Origin of the sequence: Pseudomonas orientalis (assembly GCF_001439815.1) — a bacterium.
In the GTDB taxonomy this organism is placed as follows: domain Bacteria; phylum Pseudomonadota; class Gammaproteobacteria; order Pseudomonadales; family Pseudomonadaceae; genus Aquipseudomonas; species Aquipseudomonas orientalis.
Map to the genome: position 1 here is coordinate 162550 of NZ_JYLM01000010.1, position 23053 is coordinate 185602.

Genomic DNA, 23053 nt, shown 5'->3' on the forward strand with positions numbered 1-23053 from the left:
CTTCAGGACTCCAGGTCATGCCGGTTGACCCGGTCTTCCAGACGATGTTGCAGATGCGCCAGGATGCTCGCCAGGATCCAGTAGATCAGGGCTGCGGACAGATACATGGTGAAAATTTCAAAGGTGCGCGCCGACACCAGTTGCGCCTGCCGGAACAGCTCGGGCACCTGGATGGTGGCGGCCAGCGCCGTGTCCTTGACCAGCGAAATGAAACTGTTGCCCAGCGGCGGCAGGGCCGTGCGCATTGCCTGCGGCAGGATGGCCCGGCGCAGCGTCTGCGCGCGGGTCATGCCGATACTCGCGGCGGCTTCCCACTGGCCACGCTCGATGGACGCGATGGCGGCCCGCAGGATTTCACAGGCGTAGGCGGCCATGTTCAGCGAAAAGCCGATCATGGCGGCCGGGATCGGGTCCAGCTCGATGCCCACTTGCGGCAAACCGTAGTAGATCAGGAACAGTTGCACCAGCAAGGGCGTGCCGCGAAAGAACGACACGTAGACCCGCGCCGTCCAACTCAGCAGCTTGAAGCGCGACAGGCGCATCAGGGCCAGGCCAAAGCCCAGCAGCAGGCCGAAGAACATCCCGCCCAGGCTGAGGATCACCGTGTAATACGCGCCCTTGAGCAGAAAGGGCGCGGAGTCCAGCGCGATTTGCAAACCTGCTTCCATTATTGAGTGACGTCAGCGTTGAAGTACTTCTCGGACAGCGTCTTCAAGGTGCCGTCGGCGCGCAGCTTGTCGAGGGCCTTGTTCACCGCGTCGAGCAGCTCGGGTTCGCCTTTGCGCAGGGCAATACCCGATTCCTGGCGAGAGAAGGCGTCGCCCGCCGCGGCGGTATCCGGGGCTTTCTTGGCGTATTCCAGGGCGGCCAGGCGGTCTATCAGGATGGCGTCGATACGGCCGATGCGCAGGTCCTGGAACTTGGTCGGGTCGTCGTTGTAGGTCTTGATGATGGCTTTGGGCTGGTTGTCCTTGAGCCATTGTTCGTAGTTGGTGCCCAGGCCTACACCGACTTTCTTGCCGGCCAGGTCGCTGGCGGTCTTGATGGTGTCGACGTTCTTTTTCAGCACCAGCGCCTGGATGCCGGACACGGTGTAAGGCTTGGAGAAGTCGTACTTTTTCTTGCGCTCTTCGGAGATGGTCACCTGGTTGACCACCGCGTCCAGGCGCTTGGAGTCCAGGGCGGCGAGGATGCCGTCCCACGGCGTAGCTTGCAGCTTGACCTTGACGCCCAGTTCCTTGGCCAGCGCTTCGGACAGTTCCACTTCGAAACCGCTGAGCTTGCCGCTTTCATCGACGAAGCTGAACGGTGGATAGGTGCCTTCCAGGCCGATCTTGATCTCGCCGGCTTTCTTGATGGCGTCCAGTTGCTCGCCGGCAACCGCCTGGCCGAACATGCCTGCGCCGAGCGCCAGGCTCAATGTGCCGACCAGCAATGTGCGACGCAATACAGAAATAGTCATGAAGAGCCCCTATGGTTTTTTATGGTGAGCGAAGCCGGTGACGCAGTAGCCGTATCCTGCCTTAAAGCGCGGTGCGCGTCTTCGCCTTCGGCGCGATGATAAAGCGGGTTTTTAAGACTTGAAAATAATAAAAGTCAAACTTTATATTCATATTTCGAATATGAAGGAGATCAAGTGTGGGAGGGGGCTTGCCCCCGATGACAGTGGTTCAGCTACAGATAAGTTGACTGAGCCACCGCTATCGGGGGCAAGCCCCCTCCCACATTAGTCCCGTGTTCATTCAGTTGAATACTGAGTCATAGGCAAACAACGCCGGTGCCCCGCCGGTGTGCAGGAAAATGATCGGTCCGTCGCCGAACCGCTGACGCCCAATGCCATCGAGCAATCCGGCCATGGCCTTGCCGGTGTAGACCGGGTCGAGCAACAGACCTTCCTGGCTGGCCAACAGTTTGATCGCCGACAAGGTGCCCGCGTTCGGTTCGCCATAACGCGGGCCAAAGTATTCGTCCCACAGGATCACCTTGAAAGCTTCCGGCAGCTCCACGCCGAGCAGCTCGGCGGTACGCTCGGCCAGGCCCTGTACTTTCGGGCGCTGGGCTTCGTCGGTACGCGATACGGTGACGCCAATCACGGGCAGGGTCGGCAGCGCTTCGCTCAGCGCCAGCGCCAGGCCGCTGTGGGTGCCTGCGCTGCCGGAGGCCAGCACCACTGCCGCAAAGTCGAGGCCGCTGTCTTCGATCTGCGCCGCCAGCTCCAGGCCGGCGCGCACATAACCCAGCGCGCCGAGGGCATTCGAGCCGCCGACAGGCACCAGGTAGGGCTTCTTGCCGTTGCTGCGCAGGCGCTCGGCGAGGGCGTTGAGTTGGTCGTCGACATGGTCGAGGTTTTCCACCAGCTCCACCTTGGCGTCGAACAGTTCGAGCAACAGACGGTTGCCGTTGCCCAGGTAGTTGGGGTCGTCAGTGCCGGTAGGGTTTTCCAGCAGGGCGACGCAACCCAGGCCAAGCCTGGCGGCCAGCGCGGCGGTCTGGCGCACATGGTTGGACTGGATCGCGCCGGCAGTGACCAGGGTGTCGGCGCCCTGGGCGATGGCGTCGGCGGCCAGGTATTCGAGTTTGCGCAGCTTATTGCCGCCCATGGCCAATGGGGTGGTGTCGTCGCGCTTGACGTAGATGTCTCTGCCGAGCCAGGCCGACAGCCGCTCGAGTTTTTCCATGGCGGTGGCACCGCTCAGCAGGTCCAGGCGGTCAAAGCGGTCGAGTTGTTGTTTGATCATGGCTACGCACGGTGACAAAAGTGATTGGGCGACTATAGGCAGGCACTTTTCATCGGGCAACCGCCAATTGCTTATGTCGGATGGTTCTTAGCCTCGCACCATTGGTTCTTAAGGGTTGCCGGGGCGCATACCGTAAAGTGATGGGCATTTCGTCAGGAGTGAATACCGTGAGTGAGCGTTCCAGCCATTGGCAATTGCAGACCATCGTCAGCCAACTGCGCAGCGCCCGGGACCAGTGGCGAACGCGCAACGGTCGCTTGAGCGGCGAGCACGGTGGTCGCGAATTACCATCCCGCGAAGCGGTGGCGCAGATTCTCGAAGCGTTGTGCGGCGCACTGTTCCCAATGCGCCTGGGCCCGGTGGACCTGCGCGAAGAAAGTGAAGACTTCTACGTCGGGCACACCCTAGACGTCGCCCTCAACGCCTTGCTCGCCCAAGCCCGCCTGGAGCTGCGTTACGCCGCGCGTCAGGGCGGCCAGGATGACAGTGAGGTCGACGCCCATGCGATTCGCCTGATCCAGGATTTCGCCCTGGCCTTGCCTGCTTTGCGCAGCCTGCTCGACACCGACGTACTGGCCGCCTACCACGGCGACCCGGCCGCGCGCAGCGTGGATGAAGTGCTGCTGTGCTACCCGGGCATCCTGGCGGTGATTCACCACCGCCTGGCCCACCATCTGTACCGCGCCGGTTTGCCGCTGTTGGCGCGGATCAGCGCGGAAATCGCCCACTCGGCCACCGGTATCGATATCCACCCCGGCGCGCAGATCGGCCCGAGTTTCTTTATCGACCACGGGACCGGTGTGGTGATTGGCGAAACGGCGATCATCGGTGAGCGGGTGCGCATTTACCAGGCGGTGACGCTGGGCGCCAAGCGCTTCCCGGCGGATGAGGATGGGCAGCTGCAAAAAGGCCATCCGCGCCATCCTATCGTTGAGGATGATGTGGTGATCTACGCCGGCGCCACGATCCTGGGGCGGATTACCATCGGCAAGGGCTCGACCATCGGCGGCAATGTCTGGCTGACCCGCAGCGTGCCGGCCGGGGCGAATATTACCCAGGCGAATTTGCAGCATGATGATGGGGCGCAGAAGTAAAGAGTCTGCACTTTAATCCCATGTGGGAGGGGGCTTGCCCCCGATTAGGGTGTGTCAGCTACAGATAAGTTGACTGACCCACCGCCATCGGGGGCAAGCCCCCTCCCACATTTTTAAGCGCATTCAACCTTCAAGTCGCTGAACGATTTCCGATCCTCACCCGTCATACCAATCCCTGAGCTAGTGTAGGAATCGTCTACCACTCAGCCCTGCGATTAGTCCAAAACCGCCTATTCATGTTTAACTTGAACGTTCGTTCAAGTTAAACCGGTGGTTCGCTGCCCGCTCACAACAGGAGGCTTACCTTTGCTGAGTCCGTTATACACAGCCACATTTCACACCTCGGGGGCGCATCGCTCATGAGTGCGTCGTCTACCCCATCCAGCGGTCTGGTGCGCATGAATGCGCCCGTTTTCTACTTTGCCGCCACGGCCATCCTGCTGTTCGGCATTACGGTCATCGCTATCCCGCAACAGGCCGGTGCCTGGCTGCTGGCCGCGCAAAACTGGGCGGCCAATACGGTCGGCTGGTACTACATGCTGGCGATGACCCTGTATCTGGTCTTCGTGGTGGTCACCGCGCTATCGGGCTACGGCAAGATAAAACTCGGTGCCGACCACGACGAGCCCGAATTCAGTTACCTGTCCTGGGCGGGCATGCTGTTCGCCGCCGGGATCAGCATCACACTGTTTTTCTTCTGTGTGTCCGAACCATTGACGCACCTGGTGCAACCGCCCCAGGGCGAGGCAATGAACGCCGATGCGGCGCGCCAGGCCATGCAGATCCTGTTCCTGCACTGGGGCCTGCACGGCTGGGGCGTGTTCGCCTTTGTCGGCATGGCGCTGGCGTATTTCGCCTACCGGCATAACCTGCCGCTGGCGTTGCGCTCGGCGCTGTACCCGTTGATCGGCAAGCGCATCAATGGCCCGATCGGTTACGCGGTGGACGGCTTCGGCATTATCGCCACGGTGTTCGGCCTGGGGGCCGACATGGGTTTTGGCGTGTTGCACCTCAATTCCGGCCTGGATTATCTGTTCGGTATTGCTCATACGCAGTGGATTCAGGTGGGCTTGATCACCTTGATGATGGGCGCGGCGATCATCGTCGCCGTGGCCGGTGTCGACAAGGGTGTGCGGGTGATGTCCGACATCAACATGCTGCTGGCCTGCGCGCTGCTGCTGTTTGTGTTGTTCGCCGGGCCTACCCAGCACCTGCTCAACACCCTGATCCAGAACATCGGCGACTACCTTGGCGCGTTGCCGACCAAGAGTTTCGACGTATACGCCTACGACAAACCCAGCGACTGGCTGGGCGGTTGGACCGTGTTCTACTGGGCCTGGTGGATCGCATGGTCGCCGTTCGTGGGCCTGTTCATCGCGCGAATTTCCCGTGGCCGCACCATCCGCGAATTCGTGTTTGGCGTGCTGCTGATCCCGCTGGGGTTCACCCTGGCGTGGATGTCGATCTTCGGTAACAGCGCCATCGACCAGGTGCTCAACCATGGCATGACCGCGTTGGGCCAGTCGGCTATTGATGAGCCGTCGATGAGCCTGTACCTGCTGCTGGAAACCTACCCGTGGAGTAAAACCGTAATCGCGGTCACGGTGTTTATCAGCTTCGTATTTTTCGTGACCTCGGCGGACTCAGGCACGGTGGTGCTGTCGACCCTGTCATCCAAAGGCGGCAACGCCGATGAAGACGGGCCGAAATGGCTGCGCGTGTTCTGGGGCGCGATGACCGCCCTGGTCACCAGCGCCTTGCTGTTTGCCGGCAGTATCGATTCGTTGAAATCAGCGGTGGTGCTGACCTCGCTGCCGTTCTCGCTGATCCTGTTGCTGATGATGTGGGGGCTGCACAAGGCGTTCTATCTGGAATCGCAAAAGCAGATCGCGCAGTTGCATTCGCTGGCGCCGATTTCAGCGTCACGCAAAGGCCGTGGCGGCTGGCGCCAGCGTCTGAGCCAGGCCGTGCATTTTCCGTCGCGCGATGAGGTGTACCGCTTCCTCGAGTCGACGGTACGCCCGGCCATCGAAGAAGTGACGGCCGTATTTGTTGAGAAGGGCCTGAACGTGGTCACTCAGCCGGACCCGTCCAACGACAGCGTCAGCCTGGAAATAGGCCATGGCGAGGAGCATCCGTTCATCTACCAGGTGCAGATGCGTGGCTATTTCACGCCGTCGTTCGCCCGTGGCGGCATGGGTTCCAAAGAGATCAACAATCGCCGTTACTATCGCGCCGAAGTGCACTTGCGGGAGGGCAGCCAGGACTACGACCTGGTGGGCTACACCAAGGAGCAGATCATCAACGACATCCTCGACCAGTACGAGCGGCACCTGCAGTTCCTGCATCTGGTGCGCTGATTCGCGCGCATAAATGCACGTAATGGCGTTCCTCTCAAGTGGGTCTTTGCTGTAAAAGGGAAAGGCAGACTTAAGCGATTCAGCGGGTTCAAAGGCCCGGGAATAACCTTATTCCCAGGCCTTCTTTGCCCCAACGCCCAGAGAGGATTCGATGACGTACATTGCTGCCGAAAACCGCTATGAATCTATTCCTTACCGCCGCGTAGGCCGCAGTGGACTGGTGCTGCCGGCACTGTCCCTGGGGCTGTGGCACAACTTTGGCGACACCACCCCGATCGCCACCCAGCGCGCCTTGCTGCGCACCGCGTTCGACCTGGGCATCAATCACTTCGACCTGGCCAATAACTACGGCCCTCCCTACGGCAGCGCCGAGATCAACTTCGGCCGTTTGCTGCGCGAAGATTTCAAGCACTACCGCGACGAACTGATCATCTCCAGCAAGGCTGGATGGGACATGTGGCCCGGCCCTTATGGCCAGGGTGGAGGTTCGCGCAAATACGTGCTGGCCAGCCTCGACCAGAGCCTGCAGCGCCTGGGCGTGGATTATGTGGATATCTTCTATTCGCACCGTTTCGACGCCGACACGCCACTGGAAGAAACCGCCAGTGCGCTGGCCACCGCCGTGCAGCAGGGCAAGGCGTTGTACATCGGCATATCGTCATACTCCGGCGTAAAAACCCGTGAGATGGCAGCGCTGCTCAAAGAGTGGAAAGTGCCGCTGTTGATTCACCAGCCGGCCTACAACCTGCTCAACCGCTGGGTGGAAAAAGACCTGCTCGACACCACCGAAGAACTCGGCGCGGGCGTGATTGCCTTCACGCCGCTGGCTCAGGGCTTGCTCACCGATAAATACCTCAACGGCATTCCTGCCGATGCCCGGGTGAATCGGCCGGGGGGTGGCTCGCTGCAGGCACAACACCTATCCGAGGAGAACATTGCCCACGTTCGCGCACTGAATGAGATTGCCCAGCGTCGGGGCCAGAGCCTGGCGCAACTGGCTCTGGCCTGGACCCTGCGCGATCCTCGGGTGACCAGCGCGTTGATTGGTGCCAGCCGGCCGGAGCAGATCATCGAGAACGTCGGGGCGTTGAAGAACCTGAGCTTCAGCGCTGAAGAACTGGCGGAAATTGATCGGTTTGCGCAGGAAGGTGGGATTAACTTGTGGGAAAAGCCATCCAGCGCTGAATAACCTGACACAGCTGGGTTAAAAATGTGGGAGGGGGCTTGCCCCCTCCCACATTTGATCTCCTGTGTTGCCTGAATTGGGTATGACTTAGAACGGCACATCGCCCAGGATGGTCGCCCGGTGCATCACGCGCCGCTGCGGCCGGTAGTCATCCACCGCGTAATGCTGGGTCACGCGGTTGTCCCAGAAGGCCACGTCATTTTCCTGCCAGCGCCAGCGAATGGTGAATTCCGGGCGGGTGGCATGGGCGAACAACAGTTTGAGAATCGCCTCGCTTTCGGCCGGTTCCAGTTCGTTGATCCGGGTGGTGAAGCCGTCACTGACGAACAGCGATTTACGCCCGCTCACAGGGTGGGTGCGTATGACCGGGTGCGACAGCGGTGGGTTCTTGCGGCGGGTTTCTTCCCAGCGTGCCAGGTCTTCGGCGGTGTTGCCGAAGCGCTCCAGCGGAAAGGACTTGGTGAAGTCGTGGGTCGCGCTGAGGCCGTTGAGCAAGGCTTTGAACGGCTCGGACAACGCCTCATACGCCGCAATCCCACTGGCCCACAAGGTATCCCCTCCAAACGTCGGCAACAGCTTGGCACTGAGCACCGCGCCGAGGGCCGGGGTGGGCAGGAAGGTCACGTCGGTGTGCCACACGGCGTTGTCGCGCACATCGGTGAAGGCGGTGTCGAGGATCAGCACTTCGGGCTGTTCCGGCACGTTGGGGTAGATCGGGTGGATGTGCAGGTCGCCGAAATACGCAGCGAACCGCGCCTGCTGCTGCGGGGTGAGCGGCTGGTCACGGAAGAACAGCACCGAATGCTTGAGCAGTGCTTGCTCAATGGCGTCGCGCTCCTCAGGACTCAGCGCCCGGGTGATATCGACGCCACTGATCTGCGCGCCGAGCGCGGTGCTTAATGGGGTAACGGTCAGGCTGCTCATTTAACGTTCATCACTCAGTGTGCCTGGCCATGCCACGGCACTAATTTACGCTGCAGGGCGCGCAGGCCCATTTCCATGGCGAAGGCGATCAGCGCGATCACCAGGATGCCCAGGACCACGACGTCGGTGACCAGGAACTGCGCCGCCGACTGCACCATGAAGCCCAGGCCGCTGGTGGCCGCGATCAGCTCGGCGGCAACCAGGGTCGACCAGCCCACGCCCAGGCCGATGCGTACGCCGGTAAGGATGTCGGGCAGGGCGCTGGGCAGGATCACATGACGAATCAGTTGGGCCCGGGTCGCGCCCAGCGACTGCGCGGCGCGCAACTTGGCCGGGTCGACAGTGCGCACGCCAGTGGCGGTGGCGATGGCAATCGGCGCAAAGATCGCCAGGTAAATCAGCAACACCTTGGACAGCTCGCCGATGCCGCACCAGATCACGATCAGCGGCAGATAGGCCAGCGGCGGGATCGGCCGATAAAACTCGATCAGCGGGTCGAGAATGCCACGGGCGATACGGTTGGCACCGATGGCGATCCCCACCGGCACGGCCGTCAGCACCGCAAAACCCAAGCCCAGGCCGATGCGGCTGAGGCTCGCGCCCAGGTGCTGCCACAAGGTGGAATCCATGTAGCCCGTGGTCGCCAGCAGCCAGCCTTTTTGCAGCACAGCGGACGGCGGCGGCAGGAATAAGGGCTCGATCAAGCCGGTGGCGGTTACGGCCCACCAGAGAGCGAGCAAGGCCGCCAGGGTCAGTACGCTGATCCAGCGTGTGCTCAGGCTGCGGCGCGGCGGAATCACCGCATGCGTCAGCGGCTTGGTCGCTGTGGCGGGAAGTTCATAGCTGCTCATGCGGACACCTGCCGTTGGGAGAACACTTTGCCCAGCACGTGTTCGCGGGTTTCGATAAAGCGCGGGTCGGACTTGATCGCCCGTGCCGATTCGCCGGCCGCGTAGCGTTGGCCGAAATCCAGGTGCAGGCGCTCGACGATCTGGCCGGGGTTGGGCGCCAGCAGGATCAGGTCCGTGGCGAGGAACACCGCTTCTTCGATGTCATGGGTGATCAGGAACACCGGCTTGGCCGTGCGTCGCCAGACTTGCAGCAGCAGTTCCTGCATCTGTTCGCGGGTGAAGGCATCGAGGGCGCCGAAGGGTTCGTCCATCAGCAATACGCGAGGGTCCGCCGCCAGGGCGCGAGCGAGGCCGACGCGTTGCTTCTGGCCGCCGGAGAGTTGCCAGACGCGGCGGCTGTCGAAACCGCTCAGGTCCACCAGCGCGAGCATTTCACGAGCGCGCACTTCACGTTGCGCCTTCGGCACGCCGGCCAGTTCCAGGCCGAAGGCGACGTTGGCCAGCACGTCCTGCCAGGGCAGCAGCGCATCGTCCTGGAACACCACGCCGCGTTCGGCGCTCGGGCCTTTGACCGGCACGCCATCCAGGGTAATACGCCCGGCGCTGGGCTCGACAAAGCCGGCAATCAGGTTTAACAGCGACGTCTTGCCACTGCCGGAGGGACCCAGGGCCACCAGCAATTGTTGGGGGCCAAGCTCAAGTGAAATATCCGCCAGTACCGGTTCCGGGGCGCCTGGGTACTGTGCGCTGATGCGCTCCAGTTGTAGCAAGGCCATCGCGATGAACTCCTTGATCAGTGAGTGATGAACTTGGCGCTGACGTAAGGGGCGTAGTCCGGCAGTACCGCGTCGACCTTGCCTTGCTCCTTGAGGAACGCGGCGGTATCGGTGACAGCCTGGGTGGTAGGAGCGCCCAGCAGGGTGACCTGGTCAGCGGCCAGCGGGTAGACATTGCCTTGCAGCAGCAGCGGGATGTCGCTGGCCTTGGCGCCGGAGAGCTTCACCAGCTTGTCGACGTGGGTTGTGTCGGCGAGCCAGGCTTGTGGGTCTTTGCGGTAAGCGGCGTAGGCATCCAGGGTGACTTTGGCGAAGGCCGTGACGATTTCCGGATGCTTCTCGGCGAAGTCCTTGCGCACGATCCAGGCATCGAAAGTCGGCGCGCCGAACTTGGCCAGTTCGCCGGAGGTGATCAACACCTTGCCGTTTTCCTTGGCCACGCCCAGGGCCGGGTCCCACACATAGGTGGCGTCGATATCGCCGCGCTTCCAGGCGGCGATGATGGCCGGTGGGGCGAGGTTGAGGATGGTGACTTTCGAAGGGTCGATGTTCCAGTGCTTCAGCGCGGCGAGCAGGCTGTAGTGACCGGTGGACACGAACGGCACGGCGATCTTCTTGCCGACCAGGTCCTGAGGGCTGTTGATCCCCGAACCATCGCGCGCCACCAGGGCTTCGGCGCCGCCGATCTGGGTGGCGATCAGGAAGGTCTGCACCGGCACGTTGCGCGTGATAGCAGCGGTCAGCGGGCTGGAACCGAGGTAGCCGATCTGCACGTCACCCGAGGCGATGGCGGCAATGATATCGGCGCCATTATCGAATTTGCGCCAGTCGATACTGGCGTGGGTGGCTTTTTCATAAGCACCGTCGGCCTGGGCGACTTTCGCCGGGTCCACGGTGGTCTGGTACGCGACGGTCACATCCGCCGCCTGGGCAAACAGGCTGGCACCGGCCAGGGACAACGCCGCCAGCAAGCGCAGTGGGGAAGACAGTTTCAAGGGGAAGCTCCTCAATCAGGCGGCCAGGGAGGGCGGCGAGTGAGGAGACTAAATGATCTAAGAATCCGAAAATAAATAACATTTTCGAATTAGCTTATGAGAAGAAGGTGAAGCGAGTCGCGAGCCTGGTGGGGGTTCAAATGTGGGAGGGGGCTTGCCCCCGATGGCGGTGGTTCAGTCACTGATTGAGTGGCAGACACACTGCTATCGGGGGCAAGCCCCCTCCCACATAAAGCTCAGTTGCTGATGGCTAGAATGCTCGCCTGGTACGACCCGACGAACACGTCGAAATCACCCACTTCGTTCTGCTCAAGCTCGGCCTGCTGAGCCAGCGACGTACGCGCCAGTTCTTCAAAGCGCGCTTGTTCCTCGGCCGGCAGCGGTTCCTTGCGGAAGTACTCGGCATGCACCTCGCTCTGATGCAGCGAGAATTGGGCAAAGCTTTCCTTGCGTTCGGCCATTGCCGCCAGCACCTGGGCCGATGGCGTCAGGGACGGGTCCTTGACCTTGGCCAATTGGGCGTCGAGCGCTTCACTGTGTTCGGTGATGCCATGGCTCTCATCGAGCAGGGCGGCCAGAGGCGCAATCTGCTCCAGCAGCTCGGCGGCCCACTCTTTCATGTCCACGGCCTGGCCTTGGCGCTGCAATTGCAGGCCCGGACGGCGACCTTCCTTGACCACGCTGAGGAAGTTGGACGTGGCATTGCCGCACTCGTTATTGGCAAACAGCGGACTGTCGTTCAGCGCGCAGTACAGCAGGAACGCGTCGAGAAAGCGTGACTCCGGCAGATCGATGCCCATCGGCAGGAACGGGTTGATGTCCAGGCAGCGCACTTCGATGTACTGGATGCCACGAGCCATCAGCGCCTGGATCGGCCGCTCGCCGGTATAGGTCACGCGCTTGGGGCGGATGTTGGAGTAGTACTCGTTTTCGATCTGCAGGATATTGGTGTTGAGCTGCACCCACTCACCGTCCTTGTGCGTGCCGACTTCGACATAGGGCGCGTAGGGCGTTGCCACCGCTTCGCGCAGGCTGTCGGTGTAGCTGGCCAGGTCGTTGTAACACGGCGTCAGGCCGGCCTGGGCGTTGCTCTGGTAACCCAGGTCGCTCATGCGCAGGCTGGTGGCGTACGGCAGGTACAAGGTGTCGGCGTCGAGCACTTCAAGCTGGTGCGAACGGCCGCGCAGGAAGCCTGCATCCAGGGCCGGCGAGGCGCCGAACAGGTACATCAACAGCCAGCTGTAGCGCCGGAAGTTGCGGATCAGCGCGATATAGGCGGTGGATTGATAGTCGCGGTCTGTGCCGACAAAGCCTTCGGCTTGCTTGAGCAACGGCCACAGCTGTTCCGGCAGCGAAAAGTTGTAATGAATGCCGGCGATGCACTGCATGCTCTTGCCATAGCGCAGGGCCAGGCCCTTGCGGTAAACGTACTTGAGCTGCCCGATATTGGAGGTGCCGTAGTAGGCAATCGGAATATCTTCCTCGGCCGGCAGCGGGCACGGCATCGAGGGGCTCCACAGGTATTCGCTGCCCAGTTTGGTGTAGGCAAAGCGATGGATCTTGTCCAGGCTGCTCAGGGTATCGGCCGGGTTGGGCAGCGCGGGAGTGATGAACTCCAGCAGCGATTCCGAGTAGTCGGTGGTGATCTGTTCGTGCGTCAACGCGGCGCCCAGGGCTTCCGGATGCGGCGTCTGGGCCAGGCGACCCTCACTGGTGACGCGCAGGCATTCACGCTCGATGCCATGCAGGCAGTGCTCTAGCAGGGAGAGGTGTTCGCGCTTGCCGAGCAGAGCCAGGCGGCGGTTGAGAAGTTCGCTCAAGTTGGATTCCTTCACGCGTCAGTCGCCCCAATATGGGGGTGGGCAAGACGGTCTACAAGGGTGAAGTTGAAACTGGCGTGATCGCCTGGTTCTGAGTCGATATGACCCGCTCTGAATATGCCTACTTCACTCCATGAATTGGGCTACAGCGCAGCGAGAAAATTCCGACGCTGTTGTCACAGCGCCGAAATTAACTCAAATCAGGGGCAGGGAGCTATAGGACAGCGAACGTGCCCTGTGCTTTTGCGACAAGTCTTTCGTCCTGGTACACCTCGGCCTCGACCACCAGGGTGCGCCTGCCGGCGTGTATCACCCGGCTGGTGCACAGCACGTCACCGTCTTCAACCGCGCGGATATAGTTGATCTTGCACTCGATGGTGGCGCTCTGCTGGTCGAACCCATGGGCGCTGGAGCATGCCAGTCCCATGGTGATGTCCACCAGGCTGAAAATCGCGCCGCCGTGCAGCTTGCCCCCGCGATTGCGCAACTGCGGCGCCAGGCTCAGGGCCACCTCGGCAACGCCTGCATCCAGGCGCTGCAGGCGGCAGCCGATCAATTCGCTGAACGCGCTCTGGGTCAAACCGGCCGGAATATCCATCAGCGCTTCTTCAACTGCTTGGCGTTGGCGAACAGCGAGGCCATGGCGTTGTTGCTCGGTGCCGCTGTCGCGGTCTCCTTGCGCGGCGCAGTGTGCTGCGACGGGCGCGGTGCCGAGCCGGGGCGAGCGCCACGGGCACCGTCGATTTTCTCGCCGGGGGTGTCGCTCATGCGCATCGACAGGCCAACGCGTTTGCGCGGGATGTCGACTTCCATCACCTTGACCTTGACCACGTCACCGGCCTTCACCGCTTCGCGCGGGTCCTTGATGAACTTCTCCGAAAGCGCGGAGATATGCACCAAACCGTCCTGATGCACGCCGATGTCCACGAACGCGCCGAAGTTGGTCACGTTGGTTACCACGCCTTCGAGGATCATGCCTGGCTGCAGGTCCTTGAGGTCTTCGACACCGTCCTGGAATTCGGCGGTCTTGAATTCGGGGCGAGGGTCGCGGCCGGGTTTTTCCAGTTCTTGCAGGATGTCGGTGATGGTGGGCACGCCGAAGGTTTCGTCGGTGTACTTTTTCGGGTCCAGGCGCTTGAGGAACGCGGCATCGCCGATCAGCGAGCGGATGTCGCGATCGGTTTCGGCGGCAATGCGCTGGACCAGCGGATAGGCTTCCGGGTGAACCGCCGAGGCGTCCAGCGGGTTATCACCGTTCATTACGCGCAGGAAGCCTGCAGCTTGCTCGAAGGTTTTCTCGCCCAGGCGCGCGACTTTTTTCAGCGCGGCGCGGGTTTTGAAGGCGCCGTTCTCGTCGCGGTGGTTGACGATATTCTGCGCGAGGGTAGCGTTGAGTCCGGAGATACGGGCGAGCAGCGCCACGGAGGCGGTGTTCACGTCCACACCCACGGCGTTCACGCAGTCTTCCACCACCGCATCCAGGCCGCGCGCCAGCTTGAGCTGCGACACGTCGTGCTGGTACTGGCCAACGCCGATGGATTTGGGATCGATCTTCACCAGCTCGGCCAGCGGGTCCTGCAGGCGGCGGGCAATGGACACGGCGCCGCGGATGGACACGTCGAGGTCCGGGAATTCCTTGGACGCCAGTTCCGAGGCCGAGTACACCGAAGCGCCCGCCTCGGAGACCATGACCTTGGTCATCTTCATCGCCGGGTACTTTTTGATCAGCTCGGCGGCCAGCTTATCGGTTTCGCGACTGGCGGTACCGTTGCCGATGGCGATCAGGTCCACGGCGTGCTTGGCGCACAGGGCGGCCAGGACAGCCAGGGTCTGGTCCCACTTGTTGTGTGGTACATGCGGGTAGACGGTGGCGTGGTCCAGCAGCTTGCCCGTCGCATCGACCACCGCGACCTTGCACCCGGTGCGCAGGCCCGGGTCCAGGCCCAGGGTGGCGCGTGGGCCCGCCGGTGCGGCCAGCAACAGGTCATGCAGGTTGTGGGCGAATACGTTGATCGCCTCGGTTTCGGCGCCTTCACGCAGCTCGCCGAGCAGGTCGGTTTCCAGGTGGGTGTAGAGCTTGACCTTCCAGGTCCAGCGCACGACTTCACCGAGCCATTTGTCCGCAGGACGATTCTGATTCTGAATGCCGAATTGTTGGCCGATCATGCCTTCGCACGGGTGCATGGTGCCCGGCAGCTCGTCACCGACTTTCAACGCAGAGCTGAGAATGCCCTCGTTGCGGCCACGGAAGATCGCCAGGGCGCGGTGGGACGGCATGCTTTTGAGCGGTTCGTCGTGTTCGAAGTAATCGCGGAACTTGGCGCCTTCTTCCTCCTTGCCGGCGATGACGCGGGCGCTGAGGATGGCTTCCTGCTTCAGGTAGGTGCGCAGCTTTTCCAGCAGGCTGGCGTTTTCCGCGAAGCGTTCCATCAGGATGTACTTGGCGCCGTCAAGGGCGGCCTTGACATCGGCGACGCCTTTTTCTGCGTTGATAAAACGCGCGGCTTCGGTTTCAGGCGTCAGCGACGGGTCGTTGAACAGGCCATCGGCCAAGTCGCCCAGGCCAGCTTCCAAAGCGATCTGGCCCTTTGTACGACGTTTCTGTTTATACGGCAGGTAAAGGTCTTCGAGGCGGGTCTTGGTGTCGGCCAGCTTGATGTCGCGTTCCAGCTGCGGGGTCAATTTGCCTTGTTCCTCGATGCTGGCGAGGATACTGATACGCCGCTCGTCGAGTTCTCGCAGGTAGCGCAGGCGCTCTTCCAGGTGCCGCAGTTGGGTGTCGTCAAGGCTGCCGGTCACCTCTTTTCGGTAACGGGCGATGAAAGGCACCGTGGAGCCTTCATCCAGTAGCGCGACGGCCGCTTCGACCTGTTGTGGGCGTACACCGAGTTCCTCGGCGATGCGGCTGTTGATGCTGTCCATAAAACCACCTGAAATTCTGAAAAGCAGTTCGCACGCCCGGAAAACAAGGCCTTGCGAGGCTGGTTGAGCGGCCCGACCGGCGCCGCTGCCTGGGTCAAGAGGCTGCCTGTTGACCCTCGAAATCGAAAAAACACCACAAGCGGGTTAAAAAAAGCCCGGCAGTAAACGGTAACGATCTGACGTTGCCCTGCGCAAAGGCGCCGCATTATAACCAGCGTTCTACCCTTGGGGGCTACTGCGCCGGACGCGGCTTGACTGGCAGTAGAGGAAAAATCTGCTAACAATGCACACGGTGCGTATAACGGCAGCTAGGCCATAATGCGCGCCGAGATAAGAGGAGCATCTAATGAGCAGCACTGCACAAACTGCTGAAGGCGAAAAAATTCTCATCGTTGACGACGATCCGGGGCTGAGCAGCCTGCTGGAGCGTTTTTTCAACTCCAAAGGCTACCGGGCGCGCGCGGTGCCGAACACCGAGCAGATGGACCGCCTGTTGGGGCGCGAAGTGTTCAATCTGGTCGTGCTCGACCTGATGCTGCCCGGCGAAGACGGCCTGACCGCCTGCAAGCGTCTGCGCGGCGCGAACAACCAGATTCCGATCATCATGCTCACTGCCAAGGGCGATGAGCTGAGTCGCATCAAGGGCCTCGAACTGGGCGCCGATGACTACCTGGCCAAGCCGTTCAACCCTGACGAGTTGATGGCGCGGGTCAAGGCCGTACTGCGTCGCCAGGCACCGCCGGTACCGGGTGCGCCGGGCAGCGAAGACGAGAGCGTGACGTTCGGCGACTACGAATTGTCCCTGGCCACCCGCGAGCTCAAGCGCGGTGACGAAGTGCATATGCTCACTACCGGCGAATTCGCGGTGCTCAAGGCCCTGGTGATGAACGCTCGCCAGCCGCTGACCCGCGACAAGCTGATGAACCTGGCCCGTGGCCGCGAATGGGACGCCCTGGAGCGCTCCATCGACGTGCAGATCTCCCGACTGCGCCGGATGATCGAACCGGACCCTTCCAAGCCGCGGTATATCCAGACGGTATGGGGTGTGGGTTATGTGTTTGTGCCGGATGGCACCGCAACCAAGTGACCGATGATTTGCAGGGGCGGGCATCCGGCGTTTGATTCCACGAGGATCAACGGGGTGCCCGGCGTCTGCACTTCTGCGAGCGCCGCTCGTTCCTGCAAGGTGTCTAGCTGTCTCCTATGAAAACCCCGCTGTGGTTCCCGCAAAGTTTCTTCTCCCGCACCCTCTGGCTGGTGCTGATCGTCGTTCTGTTTTCCAAGGCACTTACCCTGGTTTATCTGTTGATGAACGAGGACGTGCTGGTGGATCGGCAGTACAGCCACGGCGTCGCCTTGACGTTGCGTGCCTACTGGGCCGTAGACCCCGAGAACCGTGAAAAGGTAGCCAAGGCCTCAACGTTGATCCGTGTCGATGGTGCCGGCGTGCCCGAGGGCGAGCAGCATTGGCCCTACAGTGAGATCTACCAGCGCCAGATGCAGGCGGAACTGGGCGACGACACCGAGGTGCGCCTGCGCATGCACGTTTCACCTGCGCTGTGGGTGCGGGCGCCGAGTCTGGGCGATGCCTGGATCAAGGTTCCGCTGTATCCGCATCCGCTGCGCGGGCAAAAAATCTGGAACGTATTGGGCTGGTTCCTTGCCATCGGCCTGCTTTCAACCGCGTCCGCCTGGATCTTTGTGCGCCAGCTCAATCAACCGCTCAAGCGCCTGGTATTTGCCGCCCGCCAACTGGGCCAGGGGCGCAGCGTGCGCCTGCCGGTCAGCGATACGCCCAGCGAGATGACCGAGGTGTACGGCGCATTCAACCAGATGGCGGAGGATGTCGAGCAGGCCGGGCGCGAGCGCGAGCTGATGCTGGCGGGGGTGTCCCATGACCTGCGCACGCCGTTGACGCGATTGCGCTTGTCCCTGGAATTGATGGGCAACCATACCGACCTCACCGATGACATGGTGCGCGACATCGAGGACATGGACGCGATTCTGGACCAGTTCCTGGCGTTCATCCGTGATGGGCGTGACGAGGTCGTGGAGGAGGTCGACCTGACCGATCTGGTGCGTGAAGTGGTCGCGCCCTACAACCAGAGCGGTGAGCAGGTACGCATGCGCCTGGAGCCGATTCAGCCGTTTGCCTTGCGCAGGGTGTCGATGAAGCGTCTGCTCAACAACCTGATCGGCAACGCCCTGCATCATGCCGGTTCGGATGTGGAAGTGGCGGCGTACGTGTCGGGTGACAGCGCTGCGCCCTATGTCGTGCTGAGCGTGATGGACCGCGGCACCGGTATCGACCCGGCTGAACTGGAAGCCATCTTCAACCCGTTCACCCGTGGCGACCGCGCCCGAGGCGGGAAAGGCACCGGCTTGGGGCTGGCGATTGTGCGGCGGATTGCTTCGATGCATGGCGGCAACGTTGAACTGCGCAACCGTGAAGGGGGCGGGCTGGAAGCTCGGGTGCGCTTGCCGCTTGGGTTGATGTTGCCCAGAGACGCAGTCTGACAAACAACATGAATCAATGTGGGAGGGGGCTTGCCCCCGATAGCGGTGGGTCAGTCACATCTGCATTGACTGACCCACTGCTATCGGGGCAAGCCCCCTCCCTCATTTGATTTTACGTTGTGTCAGGGGCAAAGTTTTTCAGCCCTTGCCCTTGGTCCGAGTCATATTCGGCCCACCATTTTTTTCCAGATGCTCAATGATGATCCCTGCCACGTTCTTGCCGGTGGTGGTCTCGATCCCTTCCAGGCCCGGCGATGAGTTCACCTCCATGACCAGGGGGCCATGATTGGAACGCAGGATATCCACACCTGCCACGGCCAGCCCCATGACCTTGGCCGCACGTAGCGCGGTCATGCGCTCCTCCGGCGTAATCTTGATCAGGCTGGCGCTGCCGCCTCGGTGCAGGTTGGAGCGGAACTCGCCCGGCTTGGCCTGGCGCTTCATCGCGGCAATGACCTTGTCGCCCACCACGAAGCAGCGAATATCCGCACCGCCCGCTTCCTTGATGTACTCCTGCACCATGATGTTCTGCTTGAGGCCCATGAACGCCTCGATCACCGATTCCGCAGCCGTTGCCGTTTCGCACAACACCACGCCGATGCCCTGGGTGCCTTCCAGCACCTTGATCACCAGCGGCGCGCCATTGACCATTTCGATCAGGTCGGGGATGTCATCCGGGGAGTGGGCGAAGCCGGTGACCGGCAGGCCGATACCCCGGCGCGACAGCAGTTGCAGCGAGCGCAGCTTGTCCCGCGAGCGGGCGATGGCCACGGACTCGTTCAGCGGGAACACGCCCATCATTTCAAACTGGCGCAGCACCGCGCAGCCATAAAAGGTCACCGAGGCGCCGATGCGTGGGATCACCGCATCAAAGCCTTCCAGCGGTTTGCCACGGTAGTGGATCTGCGGCTTGTGGCTGGCAATGTTCATGTAGGCCCGCAACGTGTCGATCACCACCATTTCATGGCCACGTTCGGTGCCGGCCTCGACCAGGCGGCGGGTGGAATACAGACGCGGGTTTCGCGACAGCACAGCAATCTTCATGCAGCACCTGGGGCAGAAATAGTGGAGACCGGGAACACCGGCTTGTCTTGTACGTATTTTACGGCTGGGCTGACCACCAACTGGCCGTCAATCAGCGCCTTGGAGCCCAGCAACAGGCGATAACGCATGGCTTTGCGACAGGCCAGGGTGAACTCCACTCGCCACACCCGATCGCCCAACGCCAGGGTGGTGCTGATCACGTAGCGCACCTGCGCATGGCCGTTGGAGCTCTTGATGGTTTTCATCGTTACCAGGGGCGCTTCGCAGCGCCGGTGACGCAGTTGCACCACGCTGCCCAGATGCGCGGTAAAGCGCACCCACTTCTCGCCGTCGCGCTCGAACGGCTCGATGTCGGTGGCGTGCAGGCTTGAGGTGCTGGCACCAGTATCGATCTTGGCGCGCAGGCCAGCCACTCCCAGGTCGGGAAGGGCCACCCACTCACGCAGGCCCACAACGGTCAAATGGTCAAATGTCTTCAATATGGGTACCGTCAATTTGCCCAGGCTTGAGGGGAGACCTTGGCCAGGGCATTGAATGCGGGCTTGGCGAACCAGTAGCCCTGCATCAGAAATATTCCACAGTCGGAAAGGAAGTCCCGCTCGCCGGCACTTTCGATGCCTTCGGCGATGACAGTAACCCCCAACTGCTCACAGATTGTGACAATCCCCCGGACGATCACCTGGCGGACACGGTCCTGGTCGACATCGCGTATCAGCGCCATGTCGAGCTTGATCAGATCAGGTTGAAAATCGGCCAGCAGATTCAGCCCCGAATAGCCCGCGCCGAAATCATCGATGGCGGTCTTGAAGCCGAATTCGCGGTATTCACGCAGAATATTCGTCAAATGGCGATAGTTATCTACATGCTCGCTTTCCAGGGTCTCGAAAATCAGGCGGTCCAGCGGGAAATTGTGCGCGCGAGCGGCCTCCAGGGTGCTGCGGATACACAGTTCCGGACGGTATACGGCATTGGGCATGAAGTTGATGGAAAGATAAGTCTGCATGCCCAGGGCGGCGGCACCGGCTATGGCCTGGGTGCGGCAGCGCTGGTCGAAGCGGTAGCGATTGGTTTCGTTGACTTGCGCCAGCACCGACAACGCGCCTTCGCCCTGTATGCCGCGTACCAGGGCTTCATTGGCAAATATCGAACGGTCACGCAGGTCTACGATAGGCTGGTAGGCGAAAGCAAAATCGAACCCCAGCGGCTCGCTTTGCTGGCAACCCACGCACCGCTGGTTGGGCGAGGTGAGTGAAACGGGAAAGTCGGTCACGGTGTATCCTCGCGAAAAACAGGGTGCTACCTGGCGTATCTTAGGTGAGCCTTGGGGTTTATGCGTCGAAGGGTTTCAACGGTAAGGTTGCGACATTTTTCAGAGCGAGGAATTCAAGTGGCTCAAAAGCAGGAAGAGGAAGAAAAGGTCCGTTTGGACAAGTGGCTGTGGGCCGCGCGCTTCTACAAAACCCGTGCCCTGGCCAAGGCCGCCATCGAGAGCGGCAAGGTGCACCATCGCGGCGAGCGCTGCAAGCCTGGAAAGGAACCGCGCGTCGGCGATGAGTTCCAGATTCGTACAGGCTTTGATGAAAAGACTGTCGTGGTGCAAGCGCTCTCCATCGTGCGCCGGGGCGCGCCTGAAGCGCAGACGTTGTACGCCGAAACCGAAGCCAGTATCGCCAAGCGGGAAAACGCTGCGGCCATGCGCAAGGCGGGGGCTTCAGGCCTGACCACCGACGGCAAGCCAAGCAAGAAGCAGCGCCGCGATCTGTTCAAATTTCGCGGCAGCGGCAGCGATGATTGATTGCACAATCTCCAGCCCGAATGAGATCAAAAATGTGGGAGGGGGCTTGCCCCCGATGGCGGAGTGTCAGCCACAGATTAGCTGACTGACCCACTGCTATCGGTAGCAAGTCCCCTCCCACATTTGGCTGCGGTGTTAAGGATTCGTGCGCATGACGCTCAAGCGCCCAATCACCGGCAGTTTGCCAAGCACCCCGAACACCGGCGCGGTTGCTCGCAACAGAAACCCCGACACCTTCGCCGCAAACGGCGTGTAATAACCCCAGCCCAAGGCCAACAGCGCCAGCAACACCCCGCCGATATAATCGTCCTGCCCCCAATGCGCGCCCGCCACCAGGCGCGGCATCATGAACAACAGCGCCAGGCCCCAGATCACCAGCACCTGGCCGATGCGCTTGGCGAACACGGTCATGAACATCGCCCAAATCAACAACACAGAAGCATGATCACCCGGGAAGCTCTGGCTCGAACGGTCTTTCAATTCCCAGGTTTTCTCAAGCCCGGGGAAAAAATCACTCATCTGAATCGCGCCGTCGATCACCATCGACGGGCTGCTGTGCTGCCAACCCATGTGTGCCGCGAGCTTGGAAAACAACATCCGGATAAACAGCAACAGCAGCAGAATACCGAGGAAGCCAAAGAACGCCTGGCGCACCTGCACGGCCTTGAACACCCAGTCGCCGCGAATCAGCAGTGCCAGCAGAATCACCCCAACGATCGCATCAAACGGCCGCAGGCTTGCCACGGCCCAAACGTGTAACCAGGTGGAGTTGCTCGCCAGCGGGCCATTGAGCAGATGAAACAGCCACTCGTCGAAAATCACACACAGCATCTGGCCCGTGGGCCACAGCCAGAAACACAGCAGCCCGACAGCGACCAGATTGCAAAGAGCCCATCGCCGGAGGTTCCAGTTCGCTTGGAACAAACCCGGATTGTTCATAAACTGTCCCTCATCGCTCATCAAGCTCCTTGTTTTCAGGAGAAATCGCACCAATGTGGTGCTAAAGCGTTTAATTTTATAAACGTTGTAATCATTTTGTCATCACTTCAGATACCCAGACCTATGACTGATCTACCGGACACCGACTTCACCCAACGCTTCATCTTCGACGAGAACGACGCCCGTGGCGAACTCGTCTCCCTGGAGCGCAGCTACGCCGAAGTTCTCGCCAAACACGCCTATCCGGAACCGGTCGCGCAACTGCTCGGTGAGTTGATGGCGGCGGCTGCGTTGCTGGTAGGCACGATGAAATTCGACGGTTTGCTGATCCTGCAGGCACGGTCCGAAGGCCCGGTGCCGATGCTGATGATCGAGTGTTCCAGCGAGCGTGAAATCCGTGGCCTGGCCCGTTACGACGCCGAGCGGATCGCGCCTGACGCTACCCTGGCCGACCTGATGGCTGACGGTGTGCTGGCAATCACTGTTGACCCGACGGAAGGCCAGCGCTACCAGGGCATCGTCGATCTGGACGGCGAAACCCTGTCGGACTGCTTTACCAACTATTTCGTCATGTCCCAGCAAGTCGGCACCAAGTTCTGGCTCAACGCCGACGGCAAGCGCGCCCGCGGCCTGCTGCTGCAGCAATTGCCGGCCGACCGCATCAGGGACGACGATGAGCGCATCGACAGCTGGCGCAAGCTGACCGCCCTGGCCGGTACCCTGACCGCCGAGGAACTGCTGGGCCTGGACAACGAAACCATCCTGCATCGCCTGTACCACGAGGAGGCGGTGCGCCTGTTTGACGAGCAGGGCCTGCGCTTCAATTGCAGTTGCTCGCGCGAGCGTTCCGCCAATGCCCTGGTCAGCCTGGGTCTGGAAGATGCGCAGGAATTGGTCGTGGAACATGGTGGGCATATCGAGATTGACTGCCAGTTCTGCAACCAGCGCTACCTGTTCGACGCGGCCGATGTAGCCCAATTGTTCGCCGGCGCAGGCAGCGACACCCCTTCCGACACCCGTCACTAAAACGTTTAAGCACAGGTAAATTACCTGCCGAATGCCGGATTAGAGGCGTTCTGACGGGAGGGCCCT

The 23053-nt window shown here is 61.4% G+C and carries 21 protein-coding genes; 7 read left to right on the forward strand and 14 right to left on the reverse strand.

The features are described 5' to 3' along the window. Positions 1-2: 2 nt before the first annotated feature. The 3 genes from tcyL to TU82_RS22350 form a co-directional block, all read right to left on the reverse strand. Positions 3-668: a cystine ABC transporter permease gene (gene tcyL / locus TU82_RS22340; protein WP_057725416.1), complete on the reverse strand. Its 666-nt coding sequence runs from the start codon at positions 666-668 to the stop codon at positions 3-5. Continuing rightward, a complete protein-coding gene (gene tcyJ / locus TU82_RS22345) occupies positions 668-1462 on the reverse strand; it encodes a cystine ABC transporter substrate-binding protein (RefSeq protein ID WP_057725418.1) in 795 nt (264 codons plus the stop codon). The genes tcyL and tcyJ overlap by 1 nt, the downstream gene beginning before the upstream one ends. A gap of 280 nt (positions 1463-1742) precedes the next feature. After that, the gene (locus tag TU82_RS22350; RefSeq protein ID WP_057725420.1) at positions 1743-2738 is read right to left on the reverse strand and encodes a D-cysteine desulfhydrase; all 996 of its coding nucleotides are present in this window, start codon (positions 2736-2738) and stop codon (positions 1743-1745) included. A 167-nt stretch (positions 2739-2905) separates the two neighbouring features. On the opposite strand from TU82_RS22350, the gene epsC reads away from it, so the two are divergent. The 3 genes from epsC to mgrA all read left to right on the forward strand — a co-directional run bounded on the left by epsC (position 2906) and on the right by mgrA (position 7381). Then, a complete protein-coding gene (gene epsC / locus TU82_RS22355) occupies positions 2906-3832 on the forward strand; it encodes a serine O-acetyltransferase EpsC (protein WP_057725421.1) in 927 nt (308 codons plus the stop codon). A gap of 398 nt (positions 3833-4230) precedes the next feature. Then, positions 4231-6192, forward strand: coding sequence for a choline transporter BetT (gene betT / locus TU82_RS22360; protein ID WP_169794972.1), 1962 nt, complete (start codon positions 4231-4233; stop codon positions 6190-6192). Positions 6193-6343: 151 nt separating this feature from the next. After that, positions 6344-7381 carry an L-glyceraldehyde 3-phosphate reductase gene (gene mgrA / locus TU82_RS22365; protein ID WP_057725423.1) on the forward strand — a complete coding sequence of 346 codons (1038 nt, stop codon included), beginning with the start codon at positions 6344-6346 and terminating at the stop codon, positions 7379-7381. Between the two features lie 84 nt (positions 7382-7465). Here the strand turns inward: mgrA and tauD are convergent, their stop codons facing one another. The 7 genes from tauD to TU82_RS22400 form a co-directional block, all read right to left on the reverse strand. Beyond that, positions 7466-8302: a taurine dioxygenase gene (gene tauD, locus TU82_RS22370; RefSeq protein ID WP_057725424.1), complete on the reverse strand. Its 837-nt coding sequence runs from the start codon at positions 8300-8302 to the stop codon at positions 7466-7468. Positions 8303-8316: 14 nt separating this feature from the next. Beyond that, positions 8317-9153, reverse strand: coding sequence for a taurine ABC transporter permease TauC (gene tauC, locus TU82_RS22375; RefSeq protein WP_057725425.1), 837 nt, complete (start codon positions 9151-9153; stop codon positions 8317-8319). After that, positions 9150-9929, reverse strand: coding sequence for a taurine ABC transporter ATP-binding subunit (gene tauB / locus TU82_RS22380; RefSeq protein ID WP_057725426.1), 780 nt, complete (start codon positions 9927-9929; stop codon positions 9150-9152). Before tauB ends, tauC begins: the two co-directional genes overlap by 4 nt. Before the next feature lie 17 nt (positions 9930-9946). After that, positions 9947-10924: a taurine ABC transporter substrate-binding protein gene (gene tauA / locus TU82_RS22385; protein WP_057725427.1), complete on the reverse strand. Its 978-nt coding sequence runs from the start codon at positions 10922-10924 to the stop codon at positions 9947-9949. A 236-nt stretch (positions 10925-11160) separates the two neighbouring features. Continuing rightward, entirely contained in the window at positions 11161-12744 is a 1584-nt protein-coding gene (gene gshA, locus TU82_RS22390) for a glutamate--cysteine ligase (RefSeq protein WP_057725428.1), read from the reverse strand. Positions 12745-12958: 214 nt separating this feature from the next. After that, on the reverse strand, positions 12959-13342 hold the full coding sequence (locus TU82_RS22395) for a PaaI family thioesterase (RefSeq protein ID WP_057725429.1): 384 nt from the start codon (positions 13340-13342) through the stop codon (positions 12959-12961). Then, positions 13342-15666: a Tex family protein gene (locus tag TU82_RS22400; protein WP_057725430.1), complete on the reverse strand. Its 2325-nt coding sequence runs from the start codon at positions 15664-15666 to the stop codon at positions 13342-13344. The genes TU82_RS22395 and TU82_RS22400 overlap by 1 nt, the downstream gene beginning before the upstream one ends. 346 nt (positions 15667-16012) lie before the next feature. Between TU82_RS22400 and ompR the strand changes: the two genes are divergently transcribed. Both ompR and TU82_RS22410 read left to right on the forward strand, forming a co-directional pair. Further along, entirely contained in the window at positions 16013-16753 is a 741-nt protein-coding gene (gene ompR, locus TU82_RS22405; RefSeq protein WP_015373500.1) for an osmolarity response regulator transcription factor OmpR, read from the forward strand. A gap of 116 nt (positions 16754-16869) precedes the next feature. After that, positions 16870-18183 carry an ATP-binding protein gene (locus tag TU82_RS22410; RefSeq protein ID WP_057725431.1) on the forward strand — a complete coding sequence of 438 codons (1314 nt, stop codon included), beginning with the start codon at positions 16870-16872 and terminating at the stop codon, positions 18181-18183. Between the two features lie 138 nt (positions 18184-18321). On the opposite strand, the gene rimK is transcribed toward TU82_RS22410, so the two are convergent. The 3 genes from rimK to rimA are packed head-to-tail and all read right to left on the reverse strand — an operon-like array spanning position 18322 to position 20497. Next, positions 18322-19227, reverse strand: coding sequence for a 30S ribosomal protein S6--L-glutamate ligase (rimK, locus tag TU82_RS22415; protein ID WP_057725432.1), 906 nt, complete (start codon positions 19225-19227; stop codon positions 18322-18324). Further along, entirely contained in the window at positions 19224-19706 is a 483-nt protein-coding gene (rimB, locus tag TU82_RS22420; RefSeq protein ID WP_057725433.1) for a retropepsin-like aspartic endopeptidase RimB, read from the reverse strand. The genes rimK and rimB overlap by 4 nt, the downstream gene beginning before the upstream one ends. Positions 19707-19717: 11 nt before the next feature. Continuing rightward, positions 19718-20497: a S6 modification regulatory phosphodiesterase RimA gene (gene rimA / locus TU82_RS22425; RefSeq protein ID WP_057725434.1), complete on the reverse strand. Its 780-nt coding sequence runs from the start codon at positions 20495-20497 to the stop codon at positions 19718-19720. Positions 20498-20614: 117 nt separating this feature from the next. On the opposite strand from rimA, the gene TU82_RS22430 reads away from it, so the two are divergent. Continuing rightward, positions 20615-21022: an RNA-binding S4 domain-containing protein gene (locus TU82_RS22430; RefSeq protein WP_057725435.1), complete on the forward strand. Its 408-nt coding sequence runs from the start codon at positions 20615-20617 to the stop codon at positions 21020-21022. A gap of 135 nt (positions 21023-21157) precedes the next feature. Here the strand turns inward: TU82_RS22430 and TU82_RS22435 are convergent, their stop codons facing one another. Continuing rightward, the gene (locus tag TU82_RS22435) at positions 21158-21961 is read right to left on the reverse strand and encodes a phosphatase PAP2 family protein (protein WP_057725485.1); all 804 of its coding nucleotides are present in this window, start codon (positions 21959-21961) and stop codon (positions 21158-21160) included. Positions 21962-22084: 123 nt separating this feature from the next. Here TU82_RS22435 and hslO point away from each other — a divergent pair, with 123 nt between their 5' ends. After that, entirely contained in the window at positions 22085-22987 is a 903-nt protein-coding gene (gene hslO / locus TU82_RS22440) for an Hsp33 family molecular chaperone HslO (protein WP_057725436.1), read from the forward strand. The last annotated feature ends 66 nt before the right edge of the window (positions 22988-23053 follow it).

Bases quoted from the DNA above. Each gene is read 5' to 3' on its own strand.
- tauC (WP_057725425.1), bottom strand. From the start codon at position 9,153: ATGAGCAGCTATGAACTTCCCGCCACAGCGACCAAGCCGCTGACGCAT.
- TU82_RS22400 (WP_057725430.1), bottom strand. From the start codon at position 15,666: ATGGACAGCATCAACAGCCGCATCGCCGAGGAACTCGGTGTACGCCCA.
- tauB (WP_057725426.1), bottom strand. From the start codon at position 9,929: ATGGCCTTGCTACAACTGGAGCGCATCAGCGCACAGTACCCAGGCGCC.
- TU82_RS22435 (WP_057725485.1), bottom strand. From the start codon at position 21,961: ATGAACAATCCGGGTTTGTTCCAAGCGAACTGGAACCTCCGGCGATGG.
- tcyL (WP_057725416.1), bottom strand. From the start codon at position 668: ATGGAAGCAGGTTTGCAAATCGCGCTGGACTCCGCGCCCTTTCTGCTC.
- mgrA (WP_057725423.1), top strand. From the start codon at position 6,344: ATGACGTACATTGCTGCCGAAAACCGCTATGAATCTATTCCTTACCGC.
- TU82_RS22395 (WP_057725429.1), bottom strand. From the start codon at position 13,342: ATGGATATTCCGGCCGGTTTGACCCAGAGCGCGTTCAGCGAATTGATC.
- TU82_RS22350 (WP_057725420.1), bottom strand. From the start codon at position 2,738: ATGATCAAACAACAACTCGACCGCTTTGACCGCCTGGACCTGCTGAGC.
- betT (WP_169794972.1), top strand. From the start codon at position 4,231: ATGAATGCGCCCGTTTTCTACTTTGCCGCCACGGCCATCCTGCTGTTC.
- rimK (WP_057725432.1), bottom strand. From the start codon at position 19,227: ATGAAGATTGCTGTGCTGTCGCGAAACCCGCGTCTGTATTCCACCCGC.
- tauD (WP_057725424.1), bottom strand. From the start codon at position 8,302: ATGAGCAGCCTGACCGTTACCCCATTAAGCACCGCGCTCGGCGCGCAG.
- hslO (WP_057725436.1), top strand. From the start codon at position 22,085: ATGACTGATCTACCGGACACCGACTTCACCCAACGCTTCATCTTCGAC.
- tcyJ (WP_057725418.1), bottom strand. From the start codon at position 1,462: ATGACTATTTCTGTATTGCGTCGCACATTGCTGGTCGGCACATTGAGC.
- TU82_RS22410 (WP_057725431.1), top strand. From the start codon at position 16,870: ATGAAAACCCCGCTGTGGTTCCCGCAAAGTTTCTTCTCCCGCACCCTC.
- ompR (WP_015373500.1), top strand. From the start codon at position 16,013: ATGAGCAGCACTGCACAAACTGCTGAAGGCGAAAAAATTCTCATCGTT.